The 17,999-nt window shown below is 70.8% G+C and carries 19 protein-coding genes and 1 pseudogene; 8 read left to right on the top strand and 12 right to left on the bottom strand.

Features of this window, described 5'->3' with window-relative positions; translation table 11 throughout:
* Window positions 1-36 precede the first annotated feature (36 nt).
* The gene (locus AB0O48_RS24790) at window positions 37-1,308 is read left to right on the top strand and encodes an MFS transporter (protein ID WP_357244762.1); all 1,272 of its coding nucleotides are present in this window, start codon (window positions 37-39) and stop codon (window positions 1,306-1,308) included.
* Here AB0O48_RS24790 and AB0O48_RS24785 read toward each other — a convergent pair.
* Window positions 1,268-2,464: an epoxide hydrolase family protein gene (locus AB0O48_RS24785; protein ID WP_357571365.1), complete on the bottom strand. Its 1,197-nt coding sequence runs from the start codon at window positions 2,462-2,464 to the stop codon at window positions 1,268-1,270. The genes AB0O48_RS24790 and AB0O48_RS24785 overlap by 41 nt on opposite strands.
* A gap of 83 nt (window positions 2,465-2,547) precedes the next feature.
* Between AB0O48_RS24785 and AB0O48_RS24780 the strand changes: the two genes are divergently transcribed.
* Window positions 2,548-3,492, top strand: coding sequence for an RNA polymerase sigma-70 factor (locus AB0O48_RS24780; RefSeq protein WP_357244758.1), 945 nt, complete (start codon window positions 2,548-2,550; stop codon window positions 3,490-3,492).
* Window positions 3,493-3,574: 82 nt separating this feature from the next.
* Entirely contained in the window at window positions 3,575-4,777 is a 1,203-nt protein-coding gene (locus tag AB0O48_RS24775) for an FAD-dependent oxidoreductase (RefSeq protein WP_365068604.1), read from the top strand.
* 171 nt (window positions 4,778-4,948) lie between these two features.
* On the opposite strand, the gene AB0O48_RS24770 is transcribed toward AB0O48_RS24775, so the two are convergent.
* Window positions 4,949-5,089, bottom strand: coding sequence for a hypothetical protein (locus tag AB0O48_RS24770; RefSeq protein WP_357244754.1), 141 nt, complete (start codon window positions 5,087-5,089; stop codon window positions 4,949-4,951).
* Window positions 5,090-5,773: 684 nt separating this feature from the next.
* Between AB0O48_RS24770 and AB0O48_RS24765 the strand changes: the two are divergent.
* A pseudogene (locus tag AB0O48_RS24765) lies at window positions 5,774-5,947 on the top strand (DivIVA domain-containing protein); the annotation flags it as partial.
* 170 nt (window positions 5,948-6,117) lie between these two features.
* On the opposite strand, the gene AB0O48_RS24760 reads toward AB0O48_RS24765, so the two are convergent.
* Window positions 6,118-6,663 (bottom strand): Imm21 family immunity protein, encoded by a 546-nt coding sequence (locus AB0O48_RS24760; protein ID WP_365068602.1) that lies wholly within the window; start codon window positions 6,661-6,663, stop codon window positions 6,118-6,120.
* A 4-nt stretch (window positions 6,664-6,667) separates the two neighbouring features.
* On the bottom strand, window positions 6,668-7,255 hold the full coding sequence (locus AB0O48_RS24755) for a DJ-1/PfpI family protein (RefSeq protein WP_365068600.1): 588 nt from the start codon (window positions 7,253-7,255) through the stop codon (window positions 6,668-6,670).
* 52 nt (window positions 7,256-7,307) lie between these two features.
* Between AB0O48_RS24755 and AB0O48_RS24750 the strand changes: the two genes are divergently transcribed.
* The gene (locus AB0O48_RS24750) at window positions 7,308-8,252 is read left to right on the top strand and encodes a DJ-1/PfpI family protein (RefSeq protein WP_365068598.1); all 945 of its coding nucleotides are present in this window, start codon (window positions 7,308-7,310) and stop codon (window positions 8,250-8,252) included.
* A gap of 23 nt (window positions 8,253-8,275) precedes the next feature.
* On the opposite strand, the gene AB0O48_RS24745 is transcribed toward AB0O48_RS24750, so the two are convergent.
* The 5 genes from AB0O48_RS24745 to AB0O48_RS24725 all read right to left on the bottom strand — a co-directional run bounded on the left by AB0O48_RS24745 (window position 8,276) and on the right by AB0O48_RS24725 (window position 12,140).
* Window positions 8,276-8,674, bottom strand: coding sequence for a hypothetical protein (locus AB0O48_RS24745; protein WP_357244748.1), 399 nt, complete (start codon window positions 8,672-8,674; stop codon window positions 8,276-8,278).
* A gap of 85 nt (window positions 8,675-8,759) precedes the next feature.
* Complete coding sequence (locus AB0O48_RS24740; protein WP_357244746.1) at window positions 8,760-9,251, bottom strand: YcxB family protein; 492 nt, start codon at window positions 9,249-9,251, stop codon at window positions 8,760-8,762.
* Between the two features lie 173 nt (window positions 9,252-9,424).
* Window positions 9,425-10,351: an AraC family transcriptional regulator gene (locus tag AB0O48_RS24735; protein ID WP_357244744.1), complete on the bottom strand. Its 927-nt coding sequence runs from the start codon at window positions 10,349-10,351 to the stop codon at window positions 9,425-9,427.
* Between the two features lie 563 nt (window positions 10,352-10,914).
* Window positions 10,915-11,325 (bottom strand): lasso peptide biosynthesis protein, encoded by a 411-nt coding sequence (locus AB0O48_RS24730; RefSeq protein WP_365068594.1) that lies wholly within the window; start codon window positions 11,323-11,325, stop codon window positions 10,915-10,917.
* Window positions 11,322-12,140 (bottom strand): hypothetical protein, encoded by an 819-nt coding sequence (locus AB0O48_RS24725; protein WP_357244741.1) that lies wholly within the window; start codon window positions 12,138-12,140, stop codon window positions 11,322-11,324. The genes AB0O48_RS24730 and AB0O48_RS24725 overlap by 4 nt, the downstream gene beginning before the upstream one ends.
* Before the next feature lie 431 nt (window positions 12,141-12,571).
* On the opposite strand from AB0O48_RS24725, the gene AB0O48_RS24720 reads away from it, so the two are divergent.
* On the top strand, window positions 12,572-13,558 hold the full coding sequence (locus AB0O48_RS24720; RefSeq protein WP_365068592.1) for an AraC family transcriptional regulator: 987 nt from the start codon (window positions 12,572-12,574) through the stop codon (window positions 13,556-13,558).
* 10 nt (window positions 13,559-13,568) lie between these two features.
* Here AB0O48_RS24720 and AB0O48_RS24715 read toward each other — a convergent pair whose 3' ends face one another.
* The gene (locus tag AB0O48_RS24715; RefSeq protein ID WP_357571360.1) at window positions 13,569-14,132 is read right to left on the bottom strand and encodes a hypothetical protein; all 564 of its coding nucleotides are present in this window, start codon (window positions 14,130-14,132) and stop codon (window positions 13,569-13,571) included.
* 219 nt (window positions 14,133-14,351) lie between these two features.
* Between AB0O48_RS24715 and AB0O48_RS24710 the strand changes: the two genes are divergently transcribed.
* Window positions 14,352-15,056: a TMEM175 family protein gene (locus AB0O48_RS24710; RefSeq protein ID WP_365068589.1), complete on the top strand. Its 705-nt coding sequence runs from the start codon at window positions 14,352-14,354 to the stop codon at window positions 15,054-15,056.
* Here AB0O48_RS24710 and AB0O48_RS24705 read toward each other — a convergent pair.
* Together AB0O48_RS24705 and AB0O48_RS24700 are read right to left on the bottom strand one after the other, a co-directional pair.
* Window positions 15,053-15,769: a uridylate kinase gene (locus AB0O48_RS24705; protein WP_365068771.1), complete on the bottom strand. Its 717-nt coding sequence runs from the start codon at window positions 15,767-15,769 to the stop codon at window positions 15,053-15,055. The two genes, AB0O48_RS24710 and AB0O48_RS24705, sit on opposite strands and share 4 nt — an antisense overlap.
* Before the next feature lie 131 nt (window positions 15,770-15,900).
* On the bottom strand, window positions 15,901-17,094 hold the full coding sequence (locus AB0O48_RS24700) for a DUF418 domain-containing protein (RefSeq protein WP_357245187.1): 1,194 nt from the start codon (window positions 17,092-17,094) through the stop codon (window positions 15,901-15,903).
* A 116-nt stretch (window positions 17,095-17,210) separates the two neighbouring features.
* Between AB0O48_RS24700 and AB0O48_RS24695 the strand changes: the two genes are divergently transcribed.
* A complete protein-coding gene (locus AB0O48_RS24695; protein WP_357244734.1) occupies window positions 17,211-17,969 on the top strand; it encodes a TetR/AcrR family transcriptional regulator in 759 nt (252 codons plus the stop codon).
* Window positions 17,970-17,999 lie beyond the last annotated feature (30 nt).

Here is a 17,999-nt window from a genome sequence, read left to right as displayed (position 1 = left end):
AAAGGATGAGTCATCCCGACTCAACCTGGAGGGCTCATGCGGCGCAACGCCGGACTGTTCGTGACGATCTCACTGCTGTCCGGCTTCGGCAGCAGCGCCATGTCCCTGGTGGCCGGCATCTGGACCCTGGACCTGACCGGCTCCACCGGCCTCGCGGCCCTCACCGGGCTGTGCGTGTACGCCCCGGTGCTCGCCGGCCCGTGGCTGGGCGGCCTGCTCGACCGGGCACCCCGACGCCCGCTGGTCATCGCGGTGAACCTCGGGTTGGCTACCGCCCTGCTGGCCCTCTTCGCGGTACGCGGGCCGGGGCAGACATGGCTGATCTTCGCCGTCTCCTCCGTCTACGGCGTCAGCTACGTGCTCATCGACGCGGGCGAGACGGCGCTGCTGCCGTCCGCGCTGTCACCCACGGAACTCGGCGACGTCAACGGGTGGCGCTCCAGCGCGGGAGAGGGCATGAAACTCGTCGCTCCCCTGGCCGGGGCGGGCCTCTACGCCTGGCACGGTGGCCACGCGGTCGTCGTCCTCAGCGCGTGCGCGCCGGTCCTGGTCGCCATCCTGTACGCGGCGGTGCGCCTCAACCGGACGCCACCGGTCCAACCGACGCGGCGGCGCCCGGGCCTGCGTACCGGATTGTCGGCCCTGTTCGGACAGCGGGCGACGGCCGTGCCCATCGTGCTCGCCGCCGTGTCGATCGCCATGTCCGGCTTCACGACCGCGGCGATCTACACGATCGTGACCAGCGACCTCCGTCTCCCGACGACGTTCCTGGGGGTGCTGACAAGCGCACAGGGCGGCGGTTCCGTCATCGGCGGCCTGATCGTCGGCAGGCTCCTGGCCGGCCGGGGTCCGGGTGTGGTCGGCGTCGCCGGGACCGTGCTGTTCGCCGTCGGTTGCCTGGCGCGTGGCCTGCCGTGGTGGCCGGTCACGGTCGCCGGCGCGGTGATCGCCGGCGTCGGCCTGCCCTGGACCCTGGTCGCCGCGGTGACGGCCGTGCAGACACACACGCCGTCGGAGCTGCTGGGCCGGGTGTCCGCGACGGCGAACACCGCGATGTTCGGCCCACTCGTGCTGGCCATCCCCCTCGGCTCGGCGGCCGTCCACCTCGGCGGTCGCCCACCGCTCGTCGCCGCTGTGGTGATCTGCCTGACGGCGGTGGCGGTCACGCTCGCCCGTCCGGCGACGACGACTCGGCGGACACTCGAGCCTGATCGCTCCGGCTGGGCTCCGCCGTCCAGCGGTCAGCGGAAGCGTGTGGTGTGGCGGCCTACCGCAGCAGCCGGAAGAAGGCGCGCAGGTCGGCGATAAGCAGCTCGGGCACCTCCAGCGCCGGGAAGTGCCCGCCGCGGTCGTGCTCCTTCCAGTACCGGATGTCCGGGTAACGGCGGGCCGCCCAGCGTCGGGACGGCCGGGGCACCTCGGCAGGGAAGACCGACGCGCCGACGGGTACGCGCACCGGGGCGGTGTCCGCGCCGCTGATCCAGCCGGACACCCGGTCGATGCTCTCCGCGTACAGGCGGGCGGACGACGCGGCGGTGCCGGTCAACCAGTACAAGGTGACCTGGTCGAGAATCTGATCGCGGCTGAGGCCACCGGAGTCAGCCCAGGTGAGCAGCTTCTCCCCCATCCACGCACACAGGCCGACCGGGGAGTCGACCAGGGCGTAACCGACGGTCTGCGGGGCGGTGCGGTGCACGTCGGAGTACGCCGAGCTGGACTCCCCGCGCTGTCGCAGCTGTGCCAACGCTTCGCGTTCGGCATCGGTATGCTCTGCGTCCGCGACCCGATCCGGGCCGGCGAGCGGCGGTACGAGGTGGACGCCGGCCACGTGCTCGCCGTCGAGTGCCCCGAGGACGCTGGAGACGCTTGTGCCCCAGTCACTGCCGGCGGCGCCATAACGGGCGTAGCCGAACGCCGCCATGATCTCCGCCCAGCTCGCGGCTATCCGTTCGATGCCCCAGCCGGGTCCGGTGGGCCGGGCGCTGAAACCGTAGCCGGGTAGCGACGGGATCACCACGTCGAAGGCGTCCCCGGCGGTGCCGCCGTGCCTCGGGGGATCGGTCAACGGTGTGATCAGGTCTACCAGTTCCAGCACCGATCCGGGCCAGCCGTGGGTCAGGACCAGCGGCATCGCCCCCGGGTGCGGTGACCGGGCATGAAGCACGTGGATCTTCAGGCCGTCCACGCTGACGAGGTACTGCGGGAAGGCGTTGAGCCGCGCCTCGGCGGCCCGCCAGTCGTACCCCTCGGCCCAGTACGCGCAGAGGGACCGCATCTCGTGCAGGGGTACGCCGTGGGCCCAGCCGGGAGCGGTCGCCGTCTCCGGCCAACGGGTACGCGCCAGCCGAGCACGCAGGTCGACCAGCTCGGTTTCTGGCACGTCCACCCGGAACGGCTGGATGTCGACGGATCGCCCGCCAGCGAATGCCGGCGGCCAGCCGGACGGGGCCGTAGACGACGACATCGACAGAGTTTCCCACGGGCAAGGCCGGCTGGCATGCCCACAGCTCGGCCGACGGGGTCGCGGGCGTGGTTAACTATCGAGCCATGCCGCTCAGTCCGGACGACGTCGAGCTCTTCGAACGCGCCAGGGCTCGCCTGGGGGCGATCGCCTATCGGCTGCTGGGCTCGGCAAGTGACGCCGAGGACGCGGTGCAGGACACGTTCCTGCGCTGGCAGGCCGCCGACCGGCAGCGCGTCGAGACGCCCGAGGCCTGGCTGACGAAGGCCCTCACCAACGTGTGCCTCAACCAGCTCACCTCGGCGCGGGCCCGACGCGAGACGTACGTGGGCACCTGGCTGCCCGAACCGGTCCTGGCCGGGGACCGGATGCTCGGCCCACTCGACACCGCCGAGCAGCGCGAGTCGGTCTCCATGGCGGTGCTCACCCTGCTGGAGCGGCTGTCGGCCAAGGAGCGCGCGGTGTACGTACTCCGCGAGGCCTTCGGCTACACACACGCGGAGATCGCCGACATGCTCGGCGTCAGCGAGTCGAACTGCCAGCAGATCTACCGGCGGGCCAAGCAGCACGTCACCGGCGACCGCGCCCGCGCCGAGGTCGACGGCGCCACCGCGCGCCGGATCGTCGAGGAGTTCCTCGCGGCGGCCGCCAACGGCGAGACCCAGCGGTTGGTCACACTCCTCACCGACGACGCGACGAGCATCGGCGACGGCGGCGGCAAGATCCCGGCCCGGACCACACCCGTCGTCGGCGCGCTGGCGGTGGCCAGGTTCCTGCGCGGCCTGTTCGCGCCCAGCACCGCCAAACGGGACATCGTGGGCGGCAGTCCCGCCCTCTACACCGAGGTCGTCAACGGCGCCCCGGCGCTGGTGGTGGTGCTCGACGAGCAGGTCGTCGGGGTCATGACGCTGAAGGTGACTCCCGACGGCGTCGCGGCCCTGCACGTCCAGGTCAACCCCGACAAGCTCGTACGCGCCACCCGCCACTGGTCCACCTCCGCGCACGGGGAGCCCCTGCTGCACGTCTGGTGACCCAGCTCTCAGCCGACTCCTGTCAGGAATCGGGACGCTGTCCGGTTCTGGAAGCGACCCTCACCGAGACAGGAGTGACACCATGAAGCACCGGATCGTCGTCCTCGGAGCTGGATACGCCGGAGCCATCGCGGCCGGGCGTCTCGCCCGGCGGCTGCACCGCGACGACACGCAGATCACCATCGTCAACGCCGACGACGACTTCGTCGAGCGGGTCCGTATGCACCAACTCGCCACCGGCCAGCACCTCAGGCGCCGACCGCTGACCGACGTCTACGCGGGCACCGGCGTCGAGGTCCGGGTGGCCCGGGTCACCGCCGTCGACGTCGACCGCAGGACCGTCGCGCTCGTCGCCGAGCACGGCACCGACGAGATCGCGTACGACACGCTCGTCTACGCCCTCGGCAGCACCAGCGCGGACCACGGCGTCCCCGGCGTCGCCGAGCACGCGTACGACCTCGCCGGGAGGCCATCGGCAGCGCGGTTGCGCGACCGCCTGGCCCAGCTCCCGGCCGGCGCGACAGTGCTCGCCGTCGGCGGCGGCCTCACCGGCCTGGAAGCGGTCACCGAGATCGCGGAGGCCCGCCCGGACCTCGACGTCGCGCTCGCCGCCCGGGGCGCGCTCGGTGACTGGCTCACCGCGAAGGCACGGCAGCACCTGCGCGGGGTCTGCGACCGGCTCGGCATCACCGTCCACGAGCACACCGACATCGCCCGGGTCGACGCCACCGGCGCGGTCACCGGCGACGGCCAGGTGATCCCGGCCCAGGTGACCGTGTGGACGGCCGGCTTCGCCGTCCACCCCATCGCCGCCGCCACGACCCTGACCGTCGCGGACACCGGGCAGATCGTCGTCGACGCCACGATGCGGTCGGTCTCCCACCCCGACGTGTACGCCGTCGGCGACGCCGCAGTCGCCGAGGGACCGGGCGGGAAACCGCTGCGGATGTCCTGCGCCTCGGGAACCCCGATGGCCTGGCAGGCCGCCGACGCCATCGCCACCCGCCTGACCGGTCGGACGAAGATCCCGAAGGCCCCGCTGCGCTACTTCAACCAGTGCATCAGCCTCGGCCGCCGCGACGGCATCATCCAGTACGTGACCGCCGACGACCGGGCCAGGCCCGCCCTGCTCAAGGGCACGCTGGCGGCCCGCTACAAGGAGTTCGTCTGCGCGGGCGCGGCCTGGAGCGTCTCCCGCCCGATCCTGTACCCGGTGCGCCGCCACCGCATCGTCGCGACCCCCACGGAGAGCCTCGCGACGACGAGCATGAGCCCGACGCGCTGATCAGCCGTCGGGCGCCGTCGGGCGTCGACCCAACGGGAAATCTCCCGACCGACGGCGTGTACCGCACGGCCCCCGGTGACCAACTCGGGTCGGTCACCGGGGGTCTCAATCGCCTGTTCGGGATCGGCTTGCTGTACCCCCGTGATGGTTGGGGGCGGTGTCACGACGCTGCTAGCCGTGGCCCCAACCGAGGGTCTGCAGGACGGACTCCGAGACGACCGGCTTCTCGCCGGCTTGAGCTGGCGCGGCCACCCCGCTGACTGCCAGCGCGGCTCCGATCGCCACTGCGTAGAAGACACGACGGATTCGCATGAACTCTCCCTTTGAGCGGTGTGTGCCGCCGGTGCGATTGGCGACAGCGTGGACTGATCGTCGGACCTGCTTGAGGTGCCCACCGGTGGGCGGAACTCGTCACCCAATCTCGATCTGCCGGCGTCCTGGCTGATCGAAACGCAGCGTATTGGCCCTACCGGGCTGGCCGCTACGCCGATGGCTGTCCCGGACACACGCGTGCCTGTCCGGGCAGCTCACGGCCCTGTCCGAGGTTGTCCGGAACACCCGACCCGCGCTCCCGGGACGGTTTCCATCGCCACCGCGACCGTGGATGCCATCGACCGACGTCGCGACAGTTCCACCTCCCGTCCTCAATCCAGGTCTGCCACGCATCGGCCTGCTTGACTCCTTCGTCATGCTGGAAGCGGAGCCCACACCCGTGCCATCCGAGGAGGACTCGTGCGTAAGCCAGCCAAGACCGCCGCCGTCCTCTTCGGGCTGGGTGTCGGTGCCGCGGTCGGCCCATCCCTCGGGCCGGCCGCCACGTGGTCCGGCATCACGGTCGCCGCGCTCGGCGTCGTGCTGTCCCTCGTGGGCACCACGGAATCCGATCTCGTCGAGGACGGCCTGGTCAATCGCGACGGGGCCGCGGCGGAGACAGCCGACGGGACGAGCACCGGAACTCCGGTCGTCACCGACCAGCTACTGCTGGACCTCCAGCGGCGGCCCACCCTCAGCGGCCTGGGCAACCGGGTCGAGCAGATCCTCAGACTCGCCGAGCGGCAGGCCCACGACCACCGGACGGAGGCGCGGCGCGAAGCAGAGGGCATCGTGACCGACGCCCGACGGGAGGCGGAGGCGATCCTCAACCGGGCGCACGACCAGGCGGCCGCGATTGCCGGCACGCATTGGGAGCCACCTCCGACACCACCCGAGCAAGCGTCGGCGGCGGACGAAGGTCCGCGCCGACACGCCTGACGGAGGCCGGGGGTACGTCCGCCGGAGGCCGCCCGCCCACCGGCACGCCCGCGAGGGCGAGAGCTCGCCCCCATGCGGGGCCACGGCGTTCACGCCGACGGCGGCGGCTCGACCAACTGCACGAGCACCAGCGCAGTCCCCCGCTCAGGATCGACATAGGCGGTACGGATCAGGTAGGTGCCGGCAGCCACGTCGATCGTGAGGTGTGGCTCGTGCGCCAGCTCGTCACCGGCGTACGCGGCGTCGAACAACCGCGCCGGCCCGCTGGTCGTCCACGTACCGGCGTCCTCCCAGCGAGCGACCTCGACCGCACGGGGAACGAGGCGGATGACGTCCACCTCCGAGGGGGCGTAGATCCACCGTACGAAGATCCGCCGGTCGGGGAGGTAGGTGGTGGTGGCCGGTTCGTCGCCCAGTACCAGTGCCTCGGCGTCGCCGACGGCCACGGTCCCGGCGTAGCCGTCGATCCGGCAGGCCCGATCGTAATCATCCCAGGTATTCGGGTCGCCGGAACCGGAGATCGCGCCCTGCCAGTCGGTGAGCGCCGACGACGGCACGACGACGAGTGGCCCGCCGCCGGACTCGATCCAGGGCAATCGGCTCTCGGGTCGGCCCGTACGCGCGAGGTCGCTCATGGTTCTACCTTCCCTGCGCGAGCCAGGTGGGCGCCGGTCGCGCGTACTCGATGGTGGCCGCGACGCGGTCGGCGGTGGCCGCGTCGCGCTCTCGTTCCGTGATCCACAGGGCCAGGTCCAGCCCGGCCGCGAGCGCGCCCGCGGTGATCCGGTCCCCGTCGTCGACGACCCGCTCGTCGACGACGTCGACGCCGTAGGAGCGCAACTCCTCGTACGCGTTGCGGTTGGTGGTTGCCTGCCGCTGGCCCAGCAGGCCGGCGGCCGCCAGCAACAGTCCGCCGGTGCAGACCGACGCCATCCAGCGGGTCGAGGGGGCCAGCGCGGCCAGCCGAGCGGGGAGTACGCCGTGCTGCGCCTGCGCCCAGGCACCCGCAGCGGCCCGGTTCAGCCACCCTCCGCCCGGCACGATCACACCGTCGGGCCGCCCCAGCACCGCGGGCACCTGAAGGTGGACGCCCCGCATGCTGACCACCGGGCCGGGCCGCTCGACCGCGACCAGCTCGACCGCGAATCCGGCGATCGCCAGCACCTCGAAGGGGCCGAACACGTCCAACTCGTCGAACCCGTCGAACACCACGATCTCTATCCGCATCCGACGAGAATCCCGTCTGTCACGGTGGACTACGAGTGGCATCCTCGCCACTGTGCACAAGCAATCGGCCACGCACCGGGTCGCCGTACTGGCCCTGCCACCCGTCGTCGCCTTCGACCTGACCATCGCGACACACGTGTTCGGCCACGAAGGCCAGGGCCGGTACGCGACCACCGTCTGCTCGCCGGACGGCGGCACGGTCGCCACCACCACCGTCGGGCTGGGCCTGACCGTCGATGCCACGATCGACGCCCTCACCGACGCCGACACCGTGATCGTTCCCGGTTTCCGCCGAGGACCCGCACCGGCTCAGGCACTCGACGCCCTGCGCGACGCGTACCGGCGTGGCGCCCGCATCGCCTCGATCTGCACCGGCGCGTTCGCACTGGCCCAGTCCGGCCTGCTCGACGGTCGGCGGGCGACCACCCACTGGATGCATGCCGAGGCGCTGGCCCGCGAACATCCCGAGGTCACGGTCGACGCCAATGCGCTGTACGTCGACGAGGGACAGGTGCTGACCAGCGCCGGGCTGGCGGCGGGCCTCGACCTGTGCCTCTACTTGGTGGGTCGGGACCACGGCCAGCACGTGGCCATCGAGCGCGCCCGTCTCATGGTCACACCGTTGCACCGGGCGGGCGGTCAGGCGCAGTTCGTCCCCGCCCACCCGAGCGGGGACGACGTGGAGATGGCCGCCGTCACCACCTGGGCGACCGCCAACCTGCACCTGCCGATCACCGTCGCGGACCTTGCCCGGCACGGACTTCAGTCCACCCGCACGTTGCACCGCAACTTCCGACACCGGTTCGGGCTGAGCCCACAGGCATGGCTGACCGAGCAACGACTGCGCGCGGCCTGCGGGCTGCTGGAAAGCGACGACATCACGATCGACGAGGTCGCCAGACGGACCGGCCTGGGCACCGCCACCAACCTGCGCGCCCATTTCCGGCGAGCCTTCGCCACCACGCCCACCGCCTACCGCCGCGCCTTCACCCCCTGACGCGCCCGCGGGCCGCCGAGTGGCTAGGCCGGGAAGACAGCACCGTTGGCGCCCAGGTACGGAGCCGGGTCCAGGCGGCCACCCAGCGCGGCAGCCACCGCCTGAGCGGCGGCCAGCTTGATGTCGCCGTCGCCGGTGTCGACCGGTAGATCGTGGATCATCGTCAGCGTCACCCGCATGGCACGGTCGCGACCAGGTACGTGCGCGAGCGCGTACTCGGCGCCCTCGACCGCCTCGGCGATCAGCTCAACGTTCGTCGGTCGGTCGACCACGGCATGCGGTCCGTACCGGTCCCGCAACCAGTCGAACGCGTGGGGAGAAACGACCACCTGATCCTGCTCGGCTGGCTCCGCCACCGCGGCGACCTCGGCCATGTGCGCCCGCCCGGCGACTATCTGACGGAGCAGGAAGACCCCATCCACAGCAGCAGTCTACGGAGAACGGGTCCGGCGCGGACGCTCCGGCCCAGAAGCACCTTCGCTGCGGGCCGAAGGTCGTACCGGGTGGTCACTGGAGCAAATCACGTGTGGCCAGGTAGGCCCGCAGCGTCTCGTCGTCCTCGGCGGACATCAGGCGACGTGGGATGACTGTCGCCGGCATCCGCCCGACGAACACGATCCAGAACTCGGGAGTTTCCTTCACCTGGGTTACCCCGTCCCAGGCGATGCCGCTGGACTGCGAGCCGCTGCGCATCATGATGTTGTTGTCGGTGATGTCGTAGGCACCCTCGACCGCGTAACCGCTGGAGCGTCGCCGGGCACGCCACCGCACCCACGGCGAGTACAGCATCGACAGCAGGCCGGCCACGACCAGGGTCACGCACAGCGGCGAGATCTGGTCGGCCCGGTCGGAGCCGCGCGAGACGGCGAGGCCGATCGCCCCGACCGCCACCAGCACTGCGCCGATGATGCCGTACCTGCGCAGGCGTACACGGCTGAGCGCGTCGGCCACCCGGCCCGGGTAGGCGGGATCGGCGGGGACGTCGAAACGGATGTGCACGCCAGCACGATAGTGCCCGGATCATGCGCGAGCAGCTCGACGGGGCGGTTGGTTGGCGAGGGAAGAGCGACAACCTCCCCGACGGGTACGACTGGCCGGCGTACGTCGCCAAGCTGACGAAGCTCGCCGACCGGTTCGGATAGCCAACCCCGTCCACCGCCGGCCGGGGTTCGTCACTGACCGGGCTCCACCGGCACCGATGCGCTCGTTGCGCGGAGAGTGTCGTAGGGATGGCAGCCGTACGCCTCGCGGTACGCCTGGGCGAAGCGCCCGGGATGGGTCCAGCCCCAACGCCGGGCCGTCTCCGCCACGGTCTGCCCCGGCTTGGCGTGTTGCAGGTCCCAGTGCGCCTGGCGTAATCGGACGGCGCGCAGGAAGGCCATCGGGGTCTGCCCGTGGTAACGCTGGAACGCCACCTGTAACGCGCGTTGGCTGACCTCGCAGGCTTCGGCGATCCGGCCCACGGTCAACGGTGACGCGGCGTGGGCCTCGATGAACTCGGCGGCCCGCCGCACGATCGCGCGGCCGACGCCCGCCTGCCCGGGCAGGTAGTTGATGGTCATCGTGGTGTTCGGGAACACCGCGACGGCGGTGGTCGTCAGCAGGTCCACCAGGCCAGCGCGGGCCAGTGGGCTGGCGGTCACCGCGTTGACGGCGAGTTGTCGCCGGGCGAACGCCGTCACCGACTGCCAGAGCAGGGCCATCGCCGGGGACAGGGGTGCCATCGTGGTGAACCGGAAGTTCGCAATGGGCAGGCCGGTGCGGACGGAGGCGGCCGCCGCGACCCGTTGCATCGGCAGCCGGACGAAGACGGCCGCCAGATCGTCGATGAGGTGGACCCCAGCCACCGCCGGGTAGCGACCTGTCATGTTGGGGCCGAGGCGCAACTCGTCGTCCTCGGTACGGACGGCGTACCGGCCGTGCGCCACTGTCACCGCCGTGAAGTCGCGATAGGGCAACGACTCGGCGCGGTTGCGCATGGTGTATCGAGATTCACCGATTTCCAGGTCCTCGACACGCAACGTCGCCTGCCGGTAGCGGAATCGCGCGGGGGGTCCGGAGATCCGCACTCGATGTTCCCCGTACTGGAGTGCGATCACGTGGTGTGCTTCTTCTGGGTCGTCAGTCTCGACGACGTCTCGGCTGACTGGCTCCTGCCCGTCAACATTCCCCGTCCACGCCATGGGCCGTCACCTCCGTCGGCCGTCAATCCGGCCCGATCTGTTTGAACGTGCCACGCGGTGGTTCGCAACGGCCTGTCGGAGACTTCCAGACGGCTGCCGCGGCATCCTCCGCGGCTGCGACACGCCGAGCCGACAAGTCGATCCAATTCCGGTACAAGACTGGCCATTTCACGAACTACAGGTCGCGTGGTGGTTCGCTGCTACGCAACAATCGAGTTCGATCCCGCATCTCCGGGCTGCGCCGAGGCAGTCTCCGGAGTGAGCAGCATGACTGTGTCAATGTGGTTACGCGTTTTTCCGGGCAAGATTGTCGGGTTGCCGACAACTCAGTCGGCAACGTCGATCCCCGTTTCTCAGCTTTACCCCCTGCTGTCCGAGCCACTCACCCTGGGTCGGCCCGATCGCCGGCCGATCGGGGTCCGCGACGATGCGACCCCGGTCGGCCGGTCCCCCTGACGATCCTGCTGGCTGCGCAACGGTCAGCGCAGCCAGGCCGACGGCGCCGGATGCCGCAGAATCTCGGCCAACCCGTGCCGGTGCGGGTCGGGGTCACCGTCGAGCCAGGCGTGGGCGTGGAAACCGGCAGCCGGCGCGCTGACCCCGATCACCACGGTCCGCGGCACCCCCCGCTCGGCGAACCAGCGCTGCCGCACCAGCGCGCTCTCCAGACAGTTGCCCCCGCTGCGGCCCAGCGCCCGCCGGACCAACGTGTCGCTACCGCCGGATGGGGGCGCGGTGAGGCGTACCGCGCTCAGCCCGCCTCGGGCGAGCTGGCGCCGTACTCGCCGACAGGCCACCATCGTCCACGCCGCCAGGGCCACACCACGTGGCCCGTGGCCACGGATCAGCCGGGCCAGCGCATTCAGGGTGCGGCGGGGGCTGGTCGTCACGGCAGCGACCCGCTGAGCGCGGCACCAAGGAGTCGATAGGTGGCATCGAGGGCCGCCCAGTCGCGGGGACGGGTCAGGTCGAAACCCGGCCGGGCGGCGAGCGCGAGCAGCGCGCTCGGGTCGGAGGGCAGCTCGGGCAGGGATCGACGGGCGACGAGGCGGGCCAGCACCTCGGCCGGACCGACCGGGGTCACCGCGAGCCGGTCGCCCCAGTGCAGGAAGATCCAACCGCCGATCGGCAGGCGGGGCGTGACGGCGGGCAGGATGAGCCGAAGCCGGCTGTCGTCGCGGACAACCCGGGTGGGCAACCCGAGACCGGGGATCGGCTCTCGCAGGTCCACGCAGCGTGGACCGGCGAGCACGTCGCCGGCCGCACAGACCACGATGTCGTCGGCCAGCACCGGCACGTCCCGGGCGGCGAGCGCCGCGAGCAGTGTGCTCTTGCCGGCGGTACGACCACCGAGCACCACCCAGGCACGTCCGGAGTGGACGAACGCCCCGGCGTGGAAGGTCTCCCGCTCGGCCCATCGGTTGACCACCACGGCCACCGGAGCGAGGTACGGGTGGGCGAGCAGGTCCGCGGCGAGCGGCGGCCCGTAGAAGGTGGCGCTGCCGCTGGCCCGGTTCACGTCGAGGGTACGGCCGTCGGCGAGTATCCGGACCATCCGGTCGGCGTTCAACGGCGCGGGCGGCGGTGGGACGGCGTGCCGCTGCCGTACGGTCACCGGTCGGCTTCCCACGGGTGGGCAGGTGTCGGCGTCCAGTTCGACGACCTCGTCGAGTCCCTCGATGTGCAGCCCGTAGGCGGTTCTCATGGGTGCGTCTCCTGGTGTCGCTCGGGCGCGTGGCCGACACCGGGTGCGACTACCCACCCGGCGCCTGGTCCGGCTCGGAGCGTGTTCGGCGCGGCGTTTCGGCCGTCCGGGACGATCGGCGCCGTCCGCCTGGCGGGTGCCTGTGGTACGGACTGGTCCATAGCGGAAATCCGCTCTCTCGGAACTACCACGTCCGGCCCGCAGCGGCCTCTTTTAGTGCCTCTCGTCGGCGTTATCTGGCCTGTCCCGTGCGGATAATGGACAGCAAGGTTTCCGTCGTCGCTGTGGCGGGTAGTTTTGTACCCATGTCGGCGGGCGCTTGCCGTCGTTGAGGACAGTGGACCGTCCTCACATTCCAAGCGCTCCGACCAATCCGCGCGTCGCCAAGCAGACGTGTCAGACGGCCCCAGCTTGGTAACGAAGGAGCCGACATGCAGCATGGCGCTGACGCGGTGGGTCAACCCATCCGGCGCAGGTACGAGGCCCGCGAGGTCTCGGGGGCGCACGACGTGATCAGCCAGGAGTGCGCGGGGATCGAACTTCGGTCACACAACGTCACCGGGCAGTTCACCTATCAGCAGGAATCGGTGGAGGCGGGGCCGGTCCTGGTGAGTCGGGTGCGGTGCGGCGCGGACATCGAGGGTCATTTCTTCGAGCCACTGACCGACCTGATCTTCCTCTCGGTGCTGCAGGGGCAGGTCGACACACGGGATGGGCGGGACGAGACGCGGACCGGTCGCGGCGAGGTGCTCCTGAACCCGACCGGCCGCCCGTTCACCAACATCTGCCGGGATTTCGACATCTACAGCGTCAACCTGGACCTGCGCACCGTGACCGAGGCCGCCACCGAGCGGACGGGCATCGATCCGGTCGACTTTCGGTTCGAGGCGATCACGCCAGTCTCCAGGGAGATGGGTCAGTTCTGGCACAGCACCACGCTTCACCTCTATGACCTTCTCAACGGGCCGTCGGAGCCGCTCCGCAGTCCGCTCGTGGTCGGTGCCGCGATCGACCAGGTCGCCTCGGCCGCGCTCGCCGTCTTCGCGAACTCCGCGATGACGATGTCGCACCGGGTCGAGGCCGTCCCGTTGCCCGCCGGCCCGGTCCGCCGTGCCGTGTCGTTCATCGAGACGCACTCCGACGAAGCGATCACCGCTGCCCAGATCGCCGAGGCGGCCCGCGTCACGCCCCGCGCCCTCCGGGCGGCGTTCCGCCGCCAGTTGGGGACCACTCCGATGGCGTACCTGCGGCGCACCCGGCTGCACCGGGCCCACCAGGACCTGCTCGGGGCCGATCCGACCCAGGGGACCACCGTGGCCGAGATCGCGCACCGCTGGGGCTACCCACACACGGGCCGGTTCGCCGCCGACTATCGAGCGGCGCACGGCCAGTCGCCCAGCGACTCCCTGCACAGCTGACTCGGCGACGCTACTCGACGTTCGTCTTGATGAGCACACCCTGGTCGGCGCAGGCCGTCTGGAGCCCCGTCGACGCGGTGCCCGCCGCGGTGAGCAACCCGAACGCATCCGACTCCTGCCCCTTCGGCAGCTGCGAGATCCGCCAGGCGATGTCGATGAGCGTGGTGCCGTGCTTGCGAATGTCCTCGTACCGGGAGTCCTCGAACACCTCCCGCGTTTGCCGATACTCGGCTTCGGTGAGCTTGAGGTCGCCGGAGCCCTTGACGCTGCCGTCCGGGCTCTTGCCCTCGGCCAGCCGCTTGCAGGCGGCGAGCCCGGAGTCCTCCTTGAGGAACCCCTCGTAGACGGTGAGGCCGGCGGCCACGAGCATCAGGAGGGCGACGAAGGCGACGCCGGCGAGCAGCAGCGGCTTGCGCCCTGATGCGCCGGCCGGCGGCGATGGCAGGTGGCCGGGCTGACCCGACCCGGGGTCCTGCTGCCCGATCGGATGGGGCTGGTACTGCTGTGGCGGGTGAACCGGGCCGCCCGGCTGGTACGGCGACTGCGGCTGCTGGGCTTGGTAAGGCTCGGTCACGGTGTGCTCCCCCACGTGTTTTCTGACGCCGGAATCCAGACAACCATGCGTCCGGCAGACATGGTGCCCCGCGGTGCGGACGCCGGTGCCATGGGCACTCGCCTCCCGGCCGGGCCGCAGCGCGACTCGGAGGCCGGACCCCGACGGCAGGCGGTTTCCCGGCGGTTTGGCTCGCGCGGCGGTGGGAAACCGGCGGCACCGGAAAGTTGGGGGAGGCTCATGCGCTGGTTTCGCGCGGCTCGCCGCGCCTCCAGGAAGGACCCGACCAGGTCCAGCAACCCGATCGGCGCCGAGCGAGATCCGAAGCGGGTCATCTCGTTCAGCGACGCGGTCATTGCCATCGCCGTTACCCTGCTCGTCCTGGAGATCCGCCCGCCGGAGGACTTTGCGCACCTCCTTCGCGGCCTCATCGAGCTGTGGCCCTCCTACGTGGCCTATGCGATCACGTTCCTGCTGATCGGGCAGATGTGGGTGAATCACCACGTCATGTTCGATCACATCCGCTCCGCCGACCGCATGCTGCTCCTGCTCAACACCCTGCTGCTGATGGTGATCGCGTTCCTGCCGTTCGCCTCGTCCCTCCTGGCCCACGCGTTCGAGTCCGGCGAGGGCAAGCGAACGGCACTCATCTTCTACGGGGCCACCTACGAGGTGGCCGCCCTCCTCTTCAACGTGATCTGGGAGTACGCCAGGTCTGGCCGGCGGCTGCTCACCTCCACCACCGACAACGACACCGCCTGGGCGATCAGCAGACGGTTCCGTCCCGCGCCCGTCTGGATCGCCGCCGGAACCGCGCTGGGCGCTCTCCATCCGGTCGTCGGCCTCGTCGTGGTCACCGCGTTCATCCCCTTCTACTGGCTGCCCATCAGGGGTGAGGTCGCCAGCATCAGGCGCACCCGCGAGCAGAGTCCCGGCGACTCCTAGGGCGGGATGGATCCAGCGGGCCGTTCGGAGGGGCTCGTGAGACGTCTGGCGATCTCCCAGGCCGGCAGTTCGGGTTCGTCGTTGTGTACGACGATGTCCGCGTGCTCGGCCGGGCGAGCCGCGGCGAAGTAGAGCTGCTGGGAGGGGATGTAACGCTCGCGCCAGCGTCGTTCGACGGCCGCCCGAGGTGACACCAGGCGCTCGCGTCTCACGGCACGATCCACGGTCCTCTCCAGTGCCGTCGACACGAAGATGCGCAGCTCCCACCGATCGATCAGTTCCGGGCGCAGGAGGAAGACGCCGTCGAAGACGAGCACGGCGGCCGCCGGGGCAGTCGTGATCGGCGGAGACAGCACAGCATCCGCGGCATGGTCGTAGATCGCGTGTTGGAAGCGTCGATCTCCGCGCGGGCCGAGCGGATCCAGCAGGACCCGGTTCAGGGCGTCGTAGTCGTGGGTGTCGTAGTAGCAACCTTCGGCCGAGTACTCGCCGCGCGGATAGCGCTGTGCCCGGGGGTGGACGAAATCGTCGATCGTGGCGCGGATGACGTCGCGGCCCCGTTCGCGCAGGGCGACCGCCAACTCGTCGGCGAGGGTGGTCTTGCCGGCAGCGGGTGGTCCGTCGACGGCGACCCGGGTCGGGTGGGCGACCACGACCGACCCGACCGCCTCAGCGAGGCGCTCGATCAACTCACCGCGCGTGCCGTGCACCAGGTGAACCTCCTGCTGGGCCAGGTCGGCGTACTCCCCCGGTGTTTTTCGCGGTCGGGCTGTCCTGCGTGATCGACCGCGCCGACGTCCGCACATTGTCGTACGCCGGCGGCGGCCCGGCCACGGTGCGGACATCACGTCCGGGGCCGGTAGGTCAGGCGGCGCAGGACGACCTCGGCGGGACCGGGTCGCGCGCGCCTGTCGAGCTGACGGGCCATCAGCACGGTGGCGAGCCAGACGGCGACCGCGATGATCAGGCCGGTCACCGTGGGGCTGCCGAAACGGTCGCCGAGGGCGAGCGTGAAGGGTGCCAGAAGGACGAGCCAGGCCACGGACTGGAAGAGATACCCCGACAGGGACCGCTGCCCCAGGGCGGAGAGTGCGCCGACGACACGGCCAGACCGCGTGGCTCGCATGGCGATCAGGCCGAAGACGGCCACGTAGCCGGGTCCGGCGAACATGCCGCTGGCACCGTGGAGCAGCAACGCCAGACTGGCGGCCGACTCGTCGACGTGCAGCCATCCGGCACTGACCAGGGCGGCCGGGAGTCCTCCGGCGATGGCGAGGCCGAGACCGAGGATGGCGGTCCAGGTGAGCAGGGTCCGGTGGCGGGCCGGTTCCTCGAGGACGCGACGGCGAGCGGCCCACATGCCCAGCCAGGCGATCATGATGAAGGGCAGGACGGTAAGGGTGTGCACCGGCCATTCGCCGAGGCGGTCCAGCACGGCTGCGGCGTACCCGGGCGCGGCGAGGGAGTCGACGTGGGTCGACGGCAGCGGCGCCGACGAGCCCGAGGCGCCGAGGATGGCGCTGACCACGATGGCGCCGATGACCAGCACCTCGACTGTCGCCAGCGCCCAGAGCACCAGCGCGATCCGGTGGAACGTGTCGCTGCGGCGCAGGAGGAGCAGGGTCATCGCGATCCCGACGATCCCGTACGCGCCGAGGAAGTCGCCGTAGTACAGCAGTGCGGCGTGCGCGAAACCGAACACGACGAGCCAGAGATTACGGCGTAACAGCACGGAGCGGACCTGCTTCGGCGTGGCACCGGAGGCCTCCTGGCGGCGGGCGAGCTGGACGAGTCCGTAGCCGAACATCACGGCGAAGACCGGATATCCGCGGGCATGGACAAGTTCGAAGAGCAGGAGGTTGAGGCCACGGTCGACGCCCTCGGGGGTGGCGTCGAGACCGGGCTCGCCGGCGAAGACGACTCCGACGACGTTGGCCAGGGCGATGATCAGCAGCATCGCTCCTCGGGCCAGGTCCGGGGCGAGGGCGCGTTCGGTGCGCAGCACCGGTCCTCTCGATGTCCGCACCGCGGTGTGCATGCTCACGTTCGTCTCCCCCGCTCGCCTGATTTAGTTTCAGGCAGAAAGTATCACACGTACACTAATTGCGTCTGGCATGATGGTGCGGTGACCGTCCGGGGCGAACGTGAGAGCCCATGACCAGCGAGGACTTCGTTCCAGCGCCACTGCGCCGGCTGTGGGGGATGCCAGAGTCGTCGCGGCTCGGGCGGCCCGCGGCCCTCGACGTCACCATGGTCGTCGCCGCGGCGGTGACGATCGCCGACCGCGACGGGCTGGGCGGCGTGACGCTCCCCAAGGTCGCCGAGAGCCTCGGCTTCACGAGCATGTCGCTCTACCGTCACGTCGGATCCAAGGACGAACTGCTCACCCTCATGGCCAACGCCGCACTCGGTCCACCACCACGACTCGACACCAGCGACTGGCGGGAAGGGCTGCGCCGCTGGGCCTTCGCGCAGCGCTCGGTGTACCAGCGTCGGCCGTGGCTGACGCGTGTGCCCGCCTCCGGGCCGCCCGCCGGGCCGAACCAGATCGCCTGGATGGAGGCCGCACTGGCGATCATGTCCCACACCCACCTGGACTGGGCACACAAGATCGGCGCGCTGTCCCTGATCAGCGGCTATGTGGCCCAGTCCGTACGCCAGTACAGCGAACTCGCCGAGGGTAGGGCCGAAGGCCAGGGGCAGGCCGACGCCGAACGCGAATACGGCCGGGCGCTGACCCGGCTCGTCGATCCCGCCCGCTTCCCCGAGACGGCCCGCCTGTTCTCCTCGCCCCTGTTCGAGGCGCCACCGTCCGACACTCCCGACGCGACGATCGCCGACGCGGACTTCTCCCTCGGGCTGGAGTTGATCCTCGACGGCATCGCCGTCCGCATCGAAGGCTCCGACTCCTGAACCGAACCGATAAGGGTCGTCCCTGGGGTC

Origin of the sequence: Micromonospora sp. NPDC085948 (assembly GCF_040686315.1) — a bacterium.
Classification (GTDB): domain Bacteria; phylum Actinomycetota; class Actinomycetes; order Mycobacteriales; family Micromonosporaceae; genus Micromonospora.
Note: the sequence above shows the minus strand (reverse complement) of the source record. Positions and strands in the feature narration are given on the sequence as shown.